The organism is Methylobacterium sp. WL7 (genome assembly GCF_008040085.1).
Taxonomy (GTDB): domain Bacteria; phylum Pseudomonadota; class Alphaproteobacteria; order Rhizobiales; family Beijerinckiaceae; genus Methylobacterium; species Methylobacterium mesophilicum.
The window spans coordinates 1-17,350 of record NZ_VRVG01000121.1 but is presented as its reverse complement, the minus strand read 5'-3'; the positions used below and the strand labels follow the sequence as shown (position 1 = coordinate 17,350).

The window sequence follows — 17,350 nt, the reverse complement described above, 5'->3', positions numbered from 1 at the left end:
GGGGAGCGACGGTGCAGGATCGGGCTGAGGCCTTCACACCTGCCGCGCCCCTCTCGGAAGCGTCGCTCCCCTCTTGCGGGACTTCGTCCCGGCCCGACCCCTGCTGACGCAGGGGCCACCCTCCCCCGCAGAGGGGGGAGGGCGCGCGGCGGCGCTCGCCGCGCCCTCGGCCCGGCACGATAGCGGAGGACCCATGCTCGGCTATATCGGCAGGCGCATCCTGGCCACCATCCCGGTGATGGCGGTGGTCGGCTTGTTCGTCTTCAGCCTCCTCTACTTCGCCCCCGGCGATCCGGCCGCGATCATCGCGGGCGATCAGGCGACGCCGGACGACGTGGCGCGCATCCGAGCCTCGCTCGGCCTCGACCGGCCGTTCCTGGTCCGGTTCGGCGAATGGTCCTGGCAGATCCTGCACGGGGACCTCGGCACCTCGATCTTCACCAACCTGCCGGTCACCACGATGATCGGCCAGCGGGTGCAGCCGACCGTGTCGCTGATGCTCGTCACCCTGATCCTGGCGATCGTGGTGGCGGTGCCGCTCGGCGTCGTGGCGGCCTGGAAGGCCGGGAGCCTGATCGACCGCCTGGTCATGGGGCTCGCCGTGATGGGCTTCTCGGTGCCGGTCTTCGTGGTCGGCTACGTGCTCGCCTACGTGTTCGCCCTCGAGCTCGGCTGGCTGCCGGTGCAGGGCTACACGCCGATCGAGCAGGGCCTGTGGCCGTGGTTCGCGAACCTGATCCTGCCCGCGGTGACGCTGGGCCTCGTCTACATCGCGCTGATCGCCCGGGTGACGCGGGCGACCATGCTGGACGTGCTGAGCCAGGATTACGTGCGCACCGCCCGGGCCAAGGGGCTGGCGCAGGGGCCGGTGCTGTTCATCCACGCCCTCAAGAACGCCGCGGTGCCGATCGTCACCGTGATCGGCATCGGCATCGCGCTGCTGATCGGCGGCGCCGTGGTCACCGAGACGGTGTTCGCGATCCCCGGCCTCGGGCGCCTCACGGTCGATGCGATCCTGCGGCGCGATTACCCGGTCATCCAGGGCGTCGTCCTGCTGTTCAGCTTCGTCTACGTGCTGGTGAACCTCGCCATCGACCTGTTCTACACCTTGCTCGACCCGAGGATCCGCTATTGACCGCGACCGTCGCGCCTCTCTCCGGTCCGCCGCGCGCCGCGGACCCGTCGCTCAAGGGCAAGCCGCACAAGGAGCCGCCCCCCGCGGGCCTCGCCGTCGCGGCGCCGCTGCCGGACGTGATCCCGGCTCGGCGGCGCCGGGGCCGGGTCTGGACCTACATCCGCCGCAACCCGACCATCGTGGCCGGCGGGGTCCTGCTGCTGATCGTGTTCCTGATGGCGGTGCTCGCGCCCTATCTCGGCACCGTCGACCCGACCGCCCTGGCGCCGGCCAAGCGCACCCGCGTGCCGTCGGCCCAGTACTGGTTCGGCACCGACATGCTCGGCCGGGACATCTATTCGCGGGTGGTCTACGGCGCCCGGGTCTCACTGCTGGTCGGCTTTTCCGTGGCGCTCCTCGCCTCGGTGGCGGGGCTCGCGGTCGGGCTCGTCTCCGGGATGGTGCGCTGGCTCGACGGCATCGTGATGCGGATCGTGGACGGCATGATGTCGATCCCGCCGATCCTGCTGGCGATCACCCTGATGGCGCTCACCCGCGGATCGGTCCAGAACGTGATCGTGGCGATCACCATCGCGGAGATCCCCCGGGTCGCCCGGCTGGTCCGGGGCGTCGTGCTGTCCTTGCGCGAGCAGCCCTATGTCGAGGCCGCCGTGACCACGGGCACGCGCATGCCGGCGATCATCTGGCGCCACATCCTGCCCAACACCCTGGCGCCCATGACCGTGCAGGCGACCTACATCTGCGCCTCCGCGATGATCACCGAGGCGATCCTGTCGTTCATCGGCGCGGGCGTGCCGCCGTCGACGCCGTCCTGGGGCAACATCATGGCCGAGGGCCGGGCCCTCTGGCAGGTGAAGTTCTACATCATCCTGTTCCCTGCGATCTTCCTGTCCATGACGGTGCTCGCGGTGAACCTCGTCGGCGACGGCCTGCGCGACGCCCTCGATCCCCGCATGGCCAAAGACGCATGAGGACCAGCAGCGTGAGCGGCACACCCCTCCTGTCGATCGAGAGCTTGCAGGTCCATTTCCGCACCCCCGACGGGGCGAACCGCGCGGTGGACGGCGTGTCCTTCGCCATCCAGGCGGGGGAGACCCTGGCGATCGTCGGCGAATCCGGCTGCGGCAAGTCGGTGACCGCGATGTCGATCCTGCGGCTCCTGCCCGAGCCGCCGGCCAGCATCGCCGGCGCCATCCGGTTCGAGGGGACGAACCTCCTCGACCTGCCCGACCGGGCGATGCGCAAGATCCGCGGCAACGACATCAGCGTCATCTTCCAGGAGCCGATGACCAGCTTGAACCCGGTGCTGACGGTGGGCCGCCAGATCGGCGAGACCCTGCGGCTGCACCAGGGTCTGAGCCGGCGCGAGGCCGAGGCCCGGGCCGTGGAGATGCTGACGCTGGTCGGCATCCCCGAGCCGGTGCGCCGGGTGCGGGAATACCCGCACCAACTCTCGGGCGGCATGCGCCAGCGGGTGATGATCGCCATCGCGCTCGCCTGCTCGCCGAAACTCCTGATCGCCGACGAGCCGACCACGGCCCTCGACGTGACCATCCAGGCCCAGATCCTCGACCTGATGCGCGACCTGAAGCGTCGGGTCGGCGCCGCGATCATGCTGATCACCCACGATCTCGGCGTGGTCGCCGAGGTCGCCGACCGGGTGGTGGTGATGTATGCCGGCCGGAAGGTCGAGGAGGCCTCGGTCCGCGACCTGTTCCGCGCCCCGCGCCATCCCTACACCCGCGGCCTGATGGGGGCGGTGCCCAAGCTCGGCGCTGTCGAGCACGGCGCCACCGAGCGGCTCGCCGAGATTCCCGGCATGGTCCCGAGCCTGAAGCAGCGGATCGAGGGCTGCGTCTTCGCCGGCCGCTGCCCGGACGTGACCGACCTGTGCCGCGCCTACGCCCCAGCCCTGGAGCCGAAGGCCCCCGCGCACCTCGCCGCCTGCCACTACGCGCCCAAGGACGCCCTCGCGGCATGATTTTTTTTCGTGAGACCGCCGAGTCGGGCCTCCCGAGGCAGCCGCGCGCTTTCCCCTCCCCCCTCTGCGGGGGAGGGTACCCTGCGGAGCAGGGGGGGAGAGGGGAGCGCCGCTTCCGGCGAGGGCGCGATGATCGCCACATCCTGCACCGTTGCTCCCCTCTCCCGACCCTCGCTGACGCGAGGGCCACCCTCCCCCGCCGAGGGGGGAGGGGAGAACCAGGCGGCGTCCCGCCCCACGCCGTCACGGAGACCCGCCCGTGACCACGACCGCCCGCACGCTCCTCCAGGTCAACGACCTCAAGAAGCACTTTTCCCTCGGCGGCGGCCTGTTCGGCCGATCGACCCGGGTGCTCAAGGCGGTGGACGGCCTGTCCTTCACGGTGGACCGGGGCGAGACCCTGTCGCTGGTCGGCGAATCCGGCTGCGGCAAGTCCACGGTCGCCAAGGCGCTGATGCGCCTCTACGCCCCCACCGCCGGGCAGGTGGTGTTGGCCGGCCGACGCATCGACGACCTCTCGGCCGGCACCCTGCGGCCCCTGCGCCGGCGGATGCAGATGGTGTTCCAGGACCCGTTCTCGTCCCTCAACCCGCGCATGCGGGTGCGGGCGATCCTGGCCGAGCCGATCCGCAACTTCGGGCTGGCCAAGGGCTCGGCCGACCTCGAGGCGAAGCTCGCCGCCCTGATGGAGCGGGTCGGCCTGCCGCGCGAGGCGTTGGGGCGCTGGCCCCACGAATTCTCGGGCGGCCAGCGCCAGCGCATCGGCATCGCCCGGGCGCTCGCCGCCGAGCCGGACCTGATCATCTGCGACGAGGCGGTCTCGGCGCTCGACGTCTCGGTGAAGGCCCAGATCGTCAACCTGCTGCGCGACCTGCAGCGCGAGCTCGACCTCGCGATGCTGTTCATCTCGCACGACCTCGCCATCGTGGAGCACATGACCCACCGGGTGGCGGTGATGTATCTCGGCAAGATCGTCGAGATCGGCCCGCGGCGGGAGCTGTTCCTGGCCCCGAAGCACCCCTACACCCAGGCCCTGCTCTCGGCGGTGCCGATCCCGGAGCCCGGGGCCGGGCGCACCCGCATCGTGCTCAAGGGCGACGTCCCGAGCCCGATCAATCCGCCCGCCGGCTGCCGCTTCCACACCCGCTGCCCGCAGGCCTTCGAACGCTGCCGGGTCGAGGAGCCCCGCCTCGATCCGGTGGGCGCCGGCCACCTGGCCGCCTGCCACCTCAACGACGACGCGTCCGCACCGGCGGTCGCGGCCTGACACGATCCCGGAGACAGCCGTGCCGCACGACCTCATCCTCAAGGGTGCGCGGATCATCGACCCGTCCCAGAACCACGACGGGATCGGCGACGTAGCCTTCGCGCAGGGCCGGGTCTCGGGCTTCGGCCGTGAACTGGTCGCGGGCCCGGGCACGCAGGTGCGCGCGATGGCGGGCGCGATCGTCACGCCCGGGCTGATCGACCTGCACACCCACGTCTACTGGGGCGGTACCTCGCTGGGCATCGACGCCGACGCGTTCTGCCGGACCTCCGGGGTGACGACCTCGGTCGATACCGGCAGCGCCGGGCCCGGCAACTTTTCCGGATTTCGCAAGCACGTCATCGACCGCTCGGAGGCGCGGATCCTCGCCTACCTGCACGTCTCCTTCGCCGGCATCTTCGGCTTCTCGAAGACCATCATGGTCGGCGAGAGCGAGGATCCGCGGCTGATGGCGCCCCGCGAGGCCGTGGAGGTGGTCGAGGCCAACCGGGACGTGATCGTCGGCATCAAGGTCCGGGTCGGGCGTCACGCCTCCGGCGACCAGGGCACCGCGCCCCTCGACATCGCCCTGCAGGTCGCCGAGGAGACCGGCCTGCCGCTGATGGCCCATATCGACGAGCCGCCGCCGAGCTACGAGGCGGTGCTGGCCATGCTGCGCCCGGGCGACGTGCTGACCCACGCCTTCCGGCCGTTCCCGAATTCCCCGATCACCGCCCAGGGCGCCGTGAAGCCCGCCCTGCGGGAGGCCCGGGCCCGGGGCGTGCTCTTCGATATCGGCCACGGCAAAGGCTCGTTCGCGTTCAAGACCGCCCGGGCCATGCTGGCGGGCGGTTTTTTACCGGACACGATCTCGTCCGACGTGCACCAGCTCTGCATCGACGGGCCGGCCTTCGATCAGGTCACCACCATGTCAAAAATGCTCTGCCTCGGCATGAGCCTGCACGACGTCGTCGCCGCCTCCACGGTCAACGCCGCGGTGGCGCTCAAGCGCATGGAATACGGGACCCTGAAGGTCGGGGCGCTCGGCGACGCCACCGTGCTGTCGGTGCAGGACGGGGCGTTCGATTACGTGGACACGCGGGGCGAGCACATGACCGGCGCCCAGCGGATCTTTTCTGAGGGCGTGGTGCTGCGGGGCCGGTGGTGGCATCCGGTTTGAGGCCTGTTTGATCGCACGATCTCGGTCGAAGGACGGTTCTAACCAACCGATATCCCACTCTTCTCCCTCATCCTGAGGTGCTGCGCAGCAGCCTCGAAGGAGCTCTCCAGAAGTCTCAGCGCTCTCGGGAGGGCTCCTTCGAGGCTCGCTTCGCTCGCACCTCAGGATCACGTCGAGAGTCGGAATAAGAGGGGGATCGATGATGCGTAGCCCGAAGAAGACACACCGCAGCGATGCACTCCGATCACTTCACGCAGCCGCCACGGATTCCCACGCCGTCGGGGCGATCGACAAGGCGACGATGTGTCGGTTCGATTTTGCCTGCCTCACCTCTGTGAAGGCTCTGATCCCGAGGAAGATCAACTGAGCGCCGGCGCCAGCGCGTTTCCTACCCGGACGGTTTTGCGCTGCACCATAGTTGCAACCCATAGCCTGCAACGCACCGTCAACCATTAAACAACCCTCTCAACCCGGACAGCAATCCTAGTTTATTAAGAATACCAGGCTTTACAGCCTCGCCGCATCGACCCTACACTTTCCCGTGAGGTCCGGACCATCGCCGGACGATCAGCGACACGCGGCTCAAGCCGCGGCGCCAGGGAGGATGGATGGATACGGGTCAGCCTCTGCTGGAGGTCGACGGCGTCACGCTCCGCTACAAGACGCCCGAGCACCTCGTCACGGCCACCTACCGGGTGAGCTTCCGGATCTGGCCCGGGGACCGGTTCGTCCTGCTCGGACCCTCCGGGTGCGGGAAGTCGACCCTGCTCAAGGCGGTGGGCGGCTACATGGCTCCCACCGAGGGCGAGATCCGGCTGAAAGGCCGCCCGGTGACCGAGCCCGGCCCCGACCGGATGATGGTGTTCCAGGAATTCGACCAGCTGCTGCCGTGGAAGACGGTCCGGCAGAACGTGGTCTTCGCCCTCGAAGCCTCGGGCCGGCTGAAGGGGCGGGAGGCGCTGGAGCGGGCGAACCTCTACATCGACAAGGTCAACCTCACGAAGTTCGCCGACAGCTACCCGCACACTCTGTCGGGCGGCATGAAGCAGCGCGTCGCCATCGCGCGCGGCATGGCGATGGAGCCCGACATCCTGCTGATGGACGAGCCGTTCGCGGCGCTCGACGCGCTCACCCGGCGGCGCATGCAGGACGAGCTGCTGATGCTCTGGGAGGAGACGCGCTTCACGGTGCTGTTCGTGACGCACTCGATCCCCGAGGCGATCAAGGTCGGCTCGCGCATCCTGCTGCTCTCGCCCCATCCCGGCGAGGTCAAGGCCGAGCTCAACAGCGCCGCGACCCCGGAAGCGGCACTGCGGCTCGAGAACCGCATCCAGCAGATGCTCTTTTCGGAAGAGATCCAGGAGGCGGAGAATGTCTAGCGCGCGCGCCCTGACCGGCGCTCCCCTGACCGTACCGCCGCGCCCCGCCGCCACGGATCCGGCCCGCCCCGAGATCGTGCGGGAGACCGGCCACGCTCACGGCGCCCCGGTGGTGGAGAAGCCGCTCTCGGCGTTCGAGCGCCTCTACAACCAGGCCTGGCTGCGCAAGATCCTGATCCTGGTCCTGCTCGCCGGGATCTGGGAGGCCTACGGGCGCTACCTCGACAACGACCTGCTGTTCCCGACCTTCTCGGCCACCATGGAGGCGTTCTTCCGCGCTGTCGCCGACGGGACGCTGCCGGCGCGGGCCTGGAGCTCGCTGAAGGTGCTGCTCATGGGCTACGCCGCCGGCGTCATGCTGGCGACCCTGCTCACCGGCATCGCCATCGCGTCGCGGATCGGGACCGACTTCCTCGAGACCCTGACGTCGATGTTCAACCCGCTGCCGGCGATCGCGCTGCTGCCGCTGGCGCTGATCTGGTTCGGGCTCGGCAACGGCAGCCTGATCTTCGTCCTGGTCCACTCGGTGACCTGGGCGATCGCGCTCAACACCCATTCGGGCTTCCTGTCGGTGAGCCGGACGCTCACGATGGTCGGGCGCAATTACGGGCTGTCGGGCCCGCGGCTGATCGGCAAGATCCTGATCCCGGCCGCGTTCCCGTCGATCCTCACCGGCCTGAAGGTCGGCTGGGCCTTCGCGTGGCGCACGCTGATCGCGGCCGAGCTGGTATTCGGCGTCAGCTCCGGGGCGGGCGGGCTCGGCTGGTTCATCTTCGAGAACAAGAACATGCTCGATATCCCGAACGTGTTCGCCGGGCTGCTCACCGTGATCCTGATCGGCCTCGTGGTCGAGAACCTGATCTTCCAGACGATCGAGCGGCGGACGATCCAGCGCTGGGGCATGCAGGCCTGATCCTCTCAGGCCCGATCCTCAAGCGGCGCGGCTTCGGGTATGCCCCGCGGATCCTTCGCGGTGACCCGGAGCCTCGACCACCATGCCGACCCTGTCCCTCGCGGAGGCCCACGCGCTCGCGGCCGGCGCGTTCCGCCGCTGTGGCGCCGCCCCTGCCGCCGCCGACAGCACCGCCCGCGCGCTGGTCGCCGCCGAGGCGGACGGCCTGAAGGGCCATGGCCTGTCGCGGGTGCCGGGCTACGCCGCGCAACTGCGCACCGGCAAGGTCGTGGGCGATGCCCGCGTGGTGGTGAGCCGGCCCCGGCCGGGACTCCTGGCGGTCGATGCCGGCAACGGCTTCGCCTACCCGGCCCTCGACGCGGCCCTGGCGGAACTGCCGGATCTGGCGCGCCGACAGGGGATCGCGGCGGCCGGGATCCGCCGCTCGCATCATTGCGGGGCGGCCGGCCTGCCCGTCGAGGCGCTGGCCGAGGCCGGATGCGTCGCGATCCTGTTCGCCAACACCCCCGCCGCCATGGCGCCCTGGGGTGGCAGCCGGGCAGTGTTCGGCACCAACCCGCTGGCCTTCGGCTGCCCGCTACCCGGTCGGGCGCCCATCGTGATCGACCTCGCCCTGTCGAAGGTCGCCCGGGCCAGCATCGTCGGCGCGAAGCAGCGCGGCGAAGCGATCCCGGAGGGCTGGGCGCTCGATGCCGCGGGACGCCCGACCACCGATCCCGCCGCGGCCCTCGACGGCACGATGGCGCCGCTCGGCGACGCCAAGGGCACGGCGCTCGCCTTGATGGTGGAACTCCTGGCGGCCGGGCTCACCGGTGCCCGCTTCGCCGCCGAGGCCAGCTCGTTCCTCGACGCCGCGGGGGACCCGCCCGGCACCGGACAGCTGATCCTGGCGATCGACGCCACGGCCCTCGGCCCCGACGCCCCGGAGCGCTTCGCCGTCCTGGCGGCTTCGATCGAGGCGCAGGACGGCGCCCGCCTGCCGGGAAGCCGGCGCCTCGACCTGCGGGCCCGCGCCGCGCGGGACGGGCTGACGGTTCCGGACACCCTCGTGGCCGAGATCGCCGCGCTGGGATGACGGCCGCGCCATGTTTCCCTTGAAACACGCACGCTGCGGCGCGAAGCGGTTCGGGCAAGGGAAAGTCTGATACACCGCCAGGGTAGAGGCGCCCGAGACAGCCGGAGCGAGGGGCGTCCGTGCAGGAACGCTCGGTATGCCGGGACGGCGGATGAAGGACGCGACGATGGCTCATCTCGACAGGCGCCGCGTTCTCCAGGGCGGCCTCGGCGCGCTGGCCGTTGCGGCGACGCCCTTGCGCGCCCGGGCCGAGGCGGTTGCACTTCCCTTCGGCAACGGCACGCGCCCGCTGGTCGCCTATCCGGGCAAGCGTCCGCTCCTGCAGACCACGGCCCGGCCGCCCCAGCTGGAGACGCCGTTCTCGGTGTTCGACGAGGGCGCGATCACCCCCAACGACGCCTTCTTCGTCCGCTATCACCTGGCCGACATCCCCCTGGAGATCGACCCGGACACGTTCCGGCTCGGCATCGCCGGCCATGTCGAGCGCCCGGTCTCGCTGTCGCTCGCGGAGATCAAGGCGCTGCCGGGGCGGACCGAGATCGTGGCGGTCAACCAATGCTCGGGGAACTCGCGCGGCTTCTTCGAGCCGCGCATGGCCGGCGGTCAGCTCGCCAACGGCGCCATGGGCTGCGCGCGCTGGACCGGCGTGCCGCTGAAGAGCGTGCTCGACCGGGCCGGGGTGAAGCCGGGGGCCGTGCAGGTCACGTTCGACGGGATGGACGGGCCGGTCCTGCCCGAGACCCCGGATTTCGTGAAGGCGCTCGGCATCGACCATGCCCGTGACGGCGAGGTGATGCTGGCCTGGGATATGAACGGCGAGGACCTACCCTGGCTCAACGGGTTTCCGCTGCGCCTCGTGGTGCCGGGCTTCTACGGCACCTACTGGGTCAAGCACCTGAACGCGATCACGGTGCGCGACACGCCGTTCGACGGCTTCTTCATGAAGAGCGCCTACCGCATCCCGGACAATCCTTGCGCCTGCACGGAGCCGGGCCAGGCCGCCACAGCCACGGTACCGATCGGCCGGCTCAACGTGCGGTCGTTCCTGACCAATCTCGCCGACGGGGCGGACATCAAGGCCGGTCCGGTGCGCCTGCGCGGTATCGCGTTCGACGGCGGATCCGGGATCCGGACGGTCGCGGTGTCCACCGACGACGGCCGGACCTGGACGCAGGCCGCCCTGGGCCAGGATCTCGGCCCCTACGCGTTCCGGCCCTGGTCGCTCACCCTCGACCTGGCCGCGGGTGCGCACAGCATCCGGGTCCGGGCCACCGCCAACGACGGCAGCACGCAGCCGATGGACTCGCGCTGGAACCCGTCCGGGTACATGCGCAACGGGGTCGAGACCACCCGGGTCCGGGCGGCGTGAGGGAGAACGGGATGCGCGCGCTTCTTCTCGGATCGACGATCGCCGGCCTGGTCGCCGGCACCGCCCTCGCGGCCCCGCGCAGCTACGCGGTGCCGGATCCCACGGCCGAGTTGCAGGCCCCCAGGGATGAGTCGGGTGGCCAAGCGCAGGGCTTCGCCGCGGCGCAGGCCAATTGCCAGACCTGCCACTCCGTCGACTACATCGCCACCCAGCCGCCGGGCCGGGGCAAGGCGTTCTGGGAGTCGGAGGTGACCAAGATGATCAAGGTCTACCACGCCCCGATCGACGAGGCGGACGGCCGCGCGATCGCGGCCTACCTGGCGGACACGTATTGAGCGGTGGCCACGCCTCAGCGCAGCGCCACGGCCTGCGCGGCGTAGGACGCGACGCTCTGCACCGCCGGCATGTCGTAGGCGTAGATGCGGCCGGCCAGGATCGTCAGGGCGAGGGCCCAGAACACGGCGCCACCGACCCGGCGCGCGGTCCGGTCGCCCGAAGCGGTCGGGCAAGCCTCGGCTACGCCGGCGGCGACGGGCTCGCCAAAGGGGTCGAACGCCATCGTCGTCGACCGAGTATCCGGGGTGGTGCGCATGACGGTGAATGTCGCGCTCGGAACCCCGCGCCGCAATGGACGGGACTTCCGAAGTTTTCTCGCGCTGTAGAGTGTCCTTCTCTCTTGCGCGCTCGCGACAAACGCTTTCTTCCCTTTGCTCGGATGTCGACCGTGGAGCGACCGGCGTGAGCCCCAGATCATCGGCCCGGACGGGTGAAACCGGGACCACCGCGCGGGACGGGGCGGCCACCTCCGTGCTGCCGGGCATCGGCCTGTGCGCGGCGATCACCGCCCTGGCCATGGCCGCGCAGGCGCTCGAGGAGCGGGTCGCCGGCCATCCCTATGTCGAGGCCCTGGTGCTGGCGATCCTGATCGGGATCGCGATCCGCACCGCCTGGACGCCGGATGCCCGGTTCCGAACCGGCATCGCGTTCTCGGCGAAGCAACTCCTGGAGGTCGCCGTCGTGCTGCTCGGCGCCTCGCTCAGCCTCGGGGCGATCCTGGCCTCCGGTCCGGCGCTGCTGGCCGGCATCGTCGGCAACGCGATCTGCGGCAACTCGGCCATCGCCGCGGTGGCGCCGGTGATCGGGGCGCAGCCCAAGGACATCGCGGCCGCCATCGCGTTCACCGCGGTGCTCGGCGTGCTGATGGTGCTCGGGTTGCCGCTGTTCGTGCCGCTCGCGGGCCTGAGCGACAACCAGTACGGCGTGCTGGCCGGGCTCACCGTCTACGCGGTCCCGCAGGTGCTGGCCGCGACCGTACCGGTGAGCCTGCTCTCCACCCAGGTCGGCACCCTGGTCAAGCTCGTGCGCGTGCTGATGCTCGGGCCGGTGGTGGTGGCGTTCTCGCTGATCGCCCCGCGCCTGCCGCGGGAGGCCGGGGAGGGCGCCGAGGCGGAGGCGACCGGCGCGAAGGGCCGGCCCGGCCTGACCAAGCTGGTGCCGTGGTTCATCCTCGGCTTCCTGGTCCTGGCCACGTCCCGCTCCCTCGGGCTGATCCCGGATGCGGCGGTCAAGCCGCTGACGCAGCTCGCGGGCGTGCTCACGGTGCTGTCCATGGCGGCCCTCGGCCTCGGCGTCGACGTGCGGATGCTCGCCCGGGTCGGCGGCCGGGTCACCCTGGCGGTGACCGCGTCGCTGGCCGTCCTCGTGGCGGTCAGCCTCGCCCTGATCCGCGGCCTGGGGATCGGTTGAGGGCGTGGACAGGCTTAAAATTGTGTTCTGAGTCTTGTATTTCGAATTCTTGCCAGATCTAAGCTTGGGTCCCTCAACAAAGCCGCCGAGCGGATGAGTGGAAACACTCTGTCCGAGCAGCGGTTTCTAGAGTGTCGGCATTAAAATGCTGCCGTTTCGGGCGATCGGCTGAACAGACCATCTTGACACTGCGACGGTTTTTGCTTTGGAACCATTGGGTCATCAACGAAAGCTTAGATCGGAACTTGCGCCGTGCCCGAAACGCATCCTGAGAGCAGCACCGAACTCGCCGTGCTGGTCGGCGACGTCGTCGCGGCTTACGTCTCGAACAACCCCGTCCCACCCACGTCCCTGCCGGCGTTGATCGCCAGCGTGCACGGCGCGCTGATCAACCTCGACCGCAAGGTTCCCGTCGAGGTCGCACCCGTGATCGAGCCGCCGACCGCGGCGCAGATCCGCAAGTCGGTCCAGCAGGACGGCATCGTCAGCTTCATCGACGGGCGGTCGTACAAGACGCTCAAGCGGCATCTCACCGCCCACGGCCTGACGCCGGAGCGGTACCGCGAGCGCTATGGCCTGCCGACGGATTACCCCATGACGGCGCCGGGCTACGCCGCGCAGCGCTCCGCCCTCGCCAAGGCGATCGGCCTCGGTGTTCCGGGCGCCCGCGCCGAGCAGCGCCGGACCGGCACGAACGGCTGATCGCCGGCGTTGTCCAGGGTGCGCGTCAGCGCCTGCGGAACGGCAGCACGCGTGCGGTCATTCCGGGCAGACGGGCGCTGGGCGGGCGGCCGAAGGTCTGGGCCCAGCTCAGGTAGATGATGCGGGCGCCGACGGCCACTGCGGCCGCCTCCGGCGTGGGGACGACGCGGTGTTCGCCGGTTCCCGGCCCGCGCGCGGCCCGTTGCGCCGATCCCTGGCGCCGGGACGGTTGCCCGTCCGGCAGGGACCGCCTGCGCGGGGACTGAGGCTTATCGGGCTTGGCTGAGAACGACACGTCAAATAGTCCCCGTCCGCGTTCGAGGCGCGAGCGGAGACGGACGGTTCGGTCGGCCGTAGGTCCGCCGGGGCGCTCGACCCTCGACAACGTGGCCATTCTACCGGATGGCCCGAAGCACGACAGACCGACTTCGTCCAAAAAACTTGTCTCTGTGTCCCACGGCATCCCGTGGCATCCGTCGGGAGGCGACGGGACAGGCCTCGGGCGCCGCCGCGCGATGCGGGCCCGACGCGGCGACGCGATGGGTCGCGCACAGTTGGAGCGCCGTGGGCGACCCGCATCCTTCCAGCCGCGCGGCGGCCCCTACGAAGCCCGGGCGCCCGGCACCGCGGCGAGGAGGCTGCGGGTGTAGGCGTGCTCGGGGGCCGCGAACAGGTCGGCGGTGGTGCGCATCTCCACGATGGCACCGCGATGCATCACGGCGATCCGGTCGCAGATCGTGGCCGCCACCCGCAGGTCGTGGGTGATGAACAGCATCGCCAGCGACAGCCGCTGCTTCAGGTCCTCGAGGAGATCCAGCACCTGACGCTGGACCGAGACGTCGAGCGCGGAGACCGCCTCGTCGGCCACCAGCACGTCCGGTTCCATGGCGAGCGCCCGGGCGATGCCGATGCGCTGGCGCTGGCCGCCCGAGAAGGCGTTCGGGTAGCGGGCGGCCGCCTTCGGGTCGAGGCCGACGAGGTCGAGGAGGTTCCGGGTGCGCTCCCGCGCCTCCGCGGCCGGCACGCCGTGGGCGATCGGGCCCGCCATGATGATCTGCTCCACGGTGCGGCGCGGATTCAGCGAGGCGAACGGGTCCTGGAAGATCATCTGGATGCGGCTGCGCTGCGCCCGCAGGTCCGCGCTCCGGAGGGCGGTGTAGTCGAGGCTGCCGAGCCGGACGGTGCCGCCGTCGGGCTCGATCAGCCGGATCGCGAGCCGTGCCGTAGTCGACTTGCCGGAGCCGGATTCGCCGACCAGCCCCAGGGTCTCGCCGCGCCGCACGTCGAAGGCGACCTCCTTGACCGCCGCGACCACCCGGGGCTTGCCGAACAGGCCCGCCTTGGTGGTGTAGGTCTTGGATAGCCCGACCACCGACAGGGCCACCGGAGACGCCTGCACGCTGGCCCGCACCGGCGGGGTCAGGCTCGGCACCGCGGCGAGCAGCGCCTTCGTGTAGGGGGCCTGGGGATCGGGCAGCACCGCCTCGGCGCTGCCCGATTCGACCAGCCGGCCGCGCTGGAGCACCGCCACGTGGTCGGCGATCTCCGCGACCACGCCGAAATCATGGGTGATGAACAGGACGCTCATCCCGCGCTTGCGCTGCAACTCGCGGATCAGCTTCAGGATCTGGGCCTGGGTGGTCACGTCCAGCGCCGTGGTCGGCTCGTCGGCGACCAGGACCGACGGCTCCAGGGCCAACGCCATGGCTATCATCGCCCGCTGCCGCTGGCCGCCGGAGAGCTGGTGCGGATAGGCCCGCACCGCCTCCTCGGGGTTGGGCAGCCCGACCTCGGTCGCCAGAGCCACCGCCCGGGCCCGCCGCTCGGCCCGGGTGAGCAGGTTATGCGCCTCGAACATCTCGGCGATCTGGTCGCCGATGCGCATCACCGGGTTGAGCGCGGTCATCGGCTCCTGGAACACCATGGCGATCCGCCGCCCGCGCAGGGCGCGCCAGGCCGGCTCGTCCAGGCTCAGCAGGTCCCGTCCCTCGAACAGGATCGAACCGCCCTCGGGCTTGAGCGACCGGGGCAACAGGCCGGTGAGCGCGTAGGCGCTCATCGACTTGCCGGAGCCGGATTCCCCCACCACGCAGAGGATCCTGCCGGGCTCCAGGTCGAGGTTCAGGCCCTCGACGGCGTAGGGACGGTCGGCGCCCTTGGGGAGCGCGATCGTCAGGTCACGGATGCGGACGACCGGCTCGCTCATGGTTCAGCTCCTCGCGGCGCGGCGGCGCAGGATGTCCGGCCCGGCCTCGCCGAGATCCCAGAACAGCCCGGCCATGATCGCCAGGCCCTCGCGGGTGCTGGAGGCGAGCATGTGCTCGTCCGGCCCGTGCTGGCGGCAGGCCGGGTAGGAATGCGGCACCCAGAGGGTCGGCAGGCCGAGGATCTCCGAGAAGGCGTCGTTCGGCAGCGAACCGCCGAGATTGGGCAGCAGGGCCGGTTTTTTTCCGGCGCTCGCCTCGATCGAGAGAAGCGCCCAGTCCACCCAAGGGTCTTCCACCGGCAGCCGCGTCGCTTGGAAAACCTCCGAAGCCCGGGCCGGCCGGACCTCGATCATGGGGAAACCGTTGGCGTCGAGATGGGCGCGCACGTTCTGGATCAGGTTCTGCCAGTCGGTGCCGACCACGAAGCGCAGCTGCAGGGTCGCCTTGGCGTGGGGCGGCACCGCGTTGAGCGGCCCGTCCGGATCGCCGGTCTTGAAGGCCAGGACTTCCAGGGTGTTCCAGGCGAAGACCCGCTCGGCCGGGGAGAGCCCGGGCTCGCCCCAATCGGAATCGATCGTCGGGGCGGTCGGATCCTCGCCGACCCGGATGTCGCGGAGCGCCGCGCGCACGCCCTCGGGGATGGGCGGCGGCCGCAGGGCCGCGACCAGGATGCTGCCGCGGGCATCGACCATCGAGGCGATCGCCGAGGCCAGAACCGTACCGGGGTTGCGCAGCAGGCCGCCCCAATTGCCGGAATGGTGCGGGCCCTCGCGCAGGTTCAGGCTCAGCTCGAAATTGTACGCGCCGCGGGAGCCCAGGAAGAGCGTCGGGCGCTCGGCGCTGAGCCGCGGCCCGTCCGAGGCGATCAGCACGTCGGCGCGCAGGGCCTCCGCTTGCGCACGGCAGAACGGGCGCAGGCCCGGTGAGCCGGATTCCTCGCCCATCTCGATCAGCAGCTTCACGTTGAAGCCGAGGCGGCCGTCGCGCGCCGCGATCACCTGCTCCAAGGCCGCGAGGTTGATGATGTGCTGGCCCTTGTTGTCGGCGGTGCCGCGCCCGTACCAGCGGTCGCCCTCGACCACGATCTCCCAGGGGGCCAGCCCCGCGCGCCATTGCTCCGGATAGCCCCGCACCGTGTCGCCGTGGCCATAGATCAGCACGGTGGGGAGGTCCGGTCCCTCGTGCCGCTCGGCGATCAGGAACGGGCCGTGCACCCCGTCCGGATTGTCGTGTTTTTTGGGTGTCTCGAAGCCGAGGCGGGTGACGAGAGGGGTGATGAAGGTGTCGAGATAGGCGTGCAGGGCCGCCTCCTGGCCGGGCGCCTGGCTCTCGGTCGGGTAGGCGACCGCCTCCCGCATGAGCGCGAGGAACGCGCCGGCGTCGAAGGTGTCGGTTGCGCGCCCGATGGCGGCGTCTCGCGTCATGGTGTGTTTCCCGTGAAACATTGCGGTTCGGCTTCGGAACGGATCCCGCGCCGCCGGGGCTGGTCGGCCGGTCCGGGGCGCCCCCGGACGTCTGATCAATGCCGGCCCTCGGGGGCCGTGATGTCGCGCAGGCCGTCGCCCAGGAGGTTGATCGCCAGCACGAGGAAGAGGAGCGCCACACCCGGAATGGTGATCACCCAGGGCTGGAAGAACATGTACTGCTTGCCCTCGGCGATCATCAGGCCCCAGGACGGCAGCGGCGGCTGCACCCCGAGGCCCAGGAACGACAGGGCGGCTTCGAGCAGGATCGCGTGCGCCATCTCCAGGGTCGCCACGACGATCAGCGCGTTGAGGATGTTGGGCAGGATTTCTTGGCCGATGATGCGCAGGTCGGTGAGGCCCGAGGCGCGGGCGGCCGAGACGAAATCCTGGTTCCGGATCTGCTGCGTGGCGGCCCGGGTCACCACGGCGAAGCGGTCCCAGAGCAGGAAGCCCAGCACCAGCACCACGACCTTGAGCGAGCCGCCGACCAGCGACGCCATGGCCAGGGCCACCAGCACCACGGGCATCGCCAGCCGGGTGGTCACGATGTAGCTCACCACCGAATCGACCCAGCCGCCGAAATAGCCGGCGCAGAGGCCGAGCACCGTGCCGATCAGCCCGGAGATCAGCGCCGCCGAGATCCCGATCAGCAGGGAGATCTGGCCGCCGTAGAGCAGGCGGCTGAGATAGTCGCGCCCGAGCTTGTCGGTGCCGAGCACGTGGTCCCAGTTGCCCTTGGCCTGCCAGATCGGCGGGATCAGGCGGCGCGAGACGTCCTGCGCATAGGGGTCGTGCGGGGCGATCAGCGGGGCGGCCAGCGCGGCCAGCACGATCAGCCCGAGGATGCCGGCCCCGATCAGGAAGCCGGCGTGATGCAGGCCGCGCCGGAGCACGATGCCGGTCGGCGAGCGTACCGGCGCCAGGGCGGCCGGGACCTCTATGTTCGGGGGG

General features: G+C 70.6%; 16 protein-coding genes. 12 read left to right on the top strand and 4 right to left on the bottom strand.

From position 1 onward, the window contains the following. Positions 1–193: 193 nt before the first annotated feature. The 10 genes from FV233_RS23220 (at position 194) to FV233_RS23165 (ending at position 10,613) form a co-directional block, all read left to right on the top strand. Positions 194–1,135: an ABC transporter permease gene (locus FV233_RS23220; RefSeq protein WP_147898923.1), complete on the top strand. Its 942-nt coding sequence runs from the start codon at positions 194–196 to the stop codon at positions 1,133–1,135. After that, positions 1,132–2,106, top strand: a complete 975-nt coding sequence (locus tag FV233_RS23215; RefSeq protein ID WP_187278209.1) for an ABC transporter permease — start codon at positions 1,132–1,134, stop codon at positions 2,104–2,106. The genes FV233_RS23220 and FV233_RS23215 overlap by 4 nt, the downstream gene beginning before the upstream one ends. After that, the gene (locus FV233_RS23210; RefSeq protein WP_147898922.1) at positions 2,103–3,116 is read left to right on the top strand and encodes an ABC transporter ATP-binding protein; all 1,014 of its coding nucleotides are present in this window, start codon (positions 2,103–2,105) and stop codon (positions 3,114–3,116) included. Before FV233_RS23215 ends, FV233_RS23210 begins: the two co-directional genes overlap by 4 nt. Positions 3,117–3,375: 259 nt before the next feature. Next, positions 3,376–4,383, top strand: coding sequence for an oligopeptide/dipeptide ABC transporter ATP-binding protein (locus tag FV233_RS23200; protein WP_147856323.1), 1,008 nt, complete (start codon positions 3,376–3,378; stop codon positions 4,381–4,383). Between the two features lie 19 nt (positions 4,384–4,402). Next, entirely contained in the window at positions 4,403–5,542 is a 1,140-nt protein-coding gene (locus FV233_RS23195) for an amidohydrolase/deacetylase family metallohydrolase (protein ID WP_147898921.1), read from the top strand. Positions 5,543–6,150: 608 nt separating this feature from the next. Next, positions 6,151–6,921, top strand: a complete 771-nt coding sequence (locus FV233_RS23185; protein ID WP_147856321.1) for an ABC transporter ATP-binding protein — start codon at positions 6,151–6,153, stop codon at positions 6,919–6,921. Further along, positions 6,914–7,834, top strand: coding sequence for an ABC transporter permease (locus FV233_RS23180; protein ID WP_147898920.1), 921 nt, complete (start codon positions 6,914–6,916; stop codon positions 7,832–7,834). The genes FV233_RS23185 and FV233_RS23180 overlap by 8 nt, the downstream gene beginning before the upstream one ends. Before the next feature lie 82 nt (positions 7,835–7,916). Further along, positions 7,917–8,909 carry an Ldh family oxidoreductase gene (locus FV233_RS23175; protein ID WP_147898919.1) on the top strand — a complete coding sequence of 331 codons (993 nt, stop codon included), beginning with the start codon at positions 7,917–7,919 and terminating at the stop codon, positions 8,907–8,909. A gap of 166 nt (positions 8,910–9,075) precedes the next feature. After that, positions 9,076–10,278: a molybdopterin-dependent oxidoreductase gene (locus tag FV233_RS23170; protein WP_147898925.1), complete on the top strand. Its 1,203-nt coding sequence runs from the start codon at positions 9,076–9,078 to the stop codon at positions 10,276–10,278. Between the two features lie 11 nt (positions 10,279–10,289). Then, the gene (locus FV233_RS23165) at positions 10,290–10,613 is read left to right on the top strand and encodes a cytochrome c (protein WP_147898918.1); all 324 of its coding nucleotides are present in this window, start codon (positions 10,290–10,292) and stop codon (positions 10,611–10,613) included. A gap of 14 nt (positions 10,614–10,627) precedes the next feature. On the opposite strand, the gene FV233_RS23160 is transcribed toward FV233_RS23165, so the two are convergent. Further along, positions 10,628–10,837 carry a hypothetical protein gene (locus FV233_RS23160; RefSeq protein WP_238260799.1) on the bottom strand — a complete coding sequence of 70 codons (210 nt, stop codon included), beginning with the start codon at positions 10,835–10,837 and terminating at the stop codon, positions 10,628–10,630. Positions 10,838–11,085: 248 nt separating this feature from the next. On the opposite strand from FV233_RS23160, the gene FV233_RS23155 reads away from it, so the two are divergent. Together FV233_RS23155 and FV233_RS23150 are read left to right on the top strand one after the other, a co-directional pair. Continuing rightward, on the top strand, positions 11,086–12,024 hold the full coding sequence (locus tag FV233_RS23155; RefSeq protein ID WP_147898924.1) for a putative sulfate exporter family transporter: 939 nt from the start codon (positions 11,086–11,088) through the stop codon (positions 12,022–12,024). Positions 12,025–12,276: 252 nt separating this feature from the next. Further along, a complete protein-coding gene (locus tag FV233_RS23150) occupies positions 12,277–12,726 on the top strand; it encodes a MucR family transcriptional regulator (RefSeq protein ID WP_147857660.1) in 450 nt (149 codons plus the stop codon). A 601-nt stretch (positions 12,727–13,327) separates the two neighbouring features. Here FV233_RS23150 and FV233_RS23145 read toward each other — a convergent pair. From FV233_RS23145 to FV233_RS23135, 3 genes are all read right to left on the bottom strand, one after another. Beyond that, positions 13,328–14,932, bottom strand: coding sequence for an ABC transporter ATP-binding protein (locus FV233_RS23145; RefSeq protein WP_147898917.1), 1,605 nt, complete (start codon positions 14,930–14,932; stop codon positions 13,328–13,330). A 3-nt stretch (positions 14,933–14,935) separates the two neighbouring features. After that, complete coding sequence (locus tag FV233_RS23140; RefSeq protein ID WP_147856568.1) at positions 14,936–16,357, bottom strand: M20 family metallopeptidase; 1,422 nt, start codon at positions 16,355–16,357, stop codon at positions 14,936–14,938. Positions 16,358–16,452: 95 nt separating this feature from the next. After that, a complete protein-coding gene (locus FV233_RS23135; protein WP_147856569.1) occupies positions 16,453–17,340 on the bottom strand; it encodes an ABC transporter permease in 888 nt (295 codons plus the stop codon). Between the last annotated feature and the right edge of the window lie 10 nt (positions 17,341–17,350).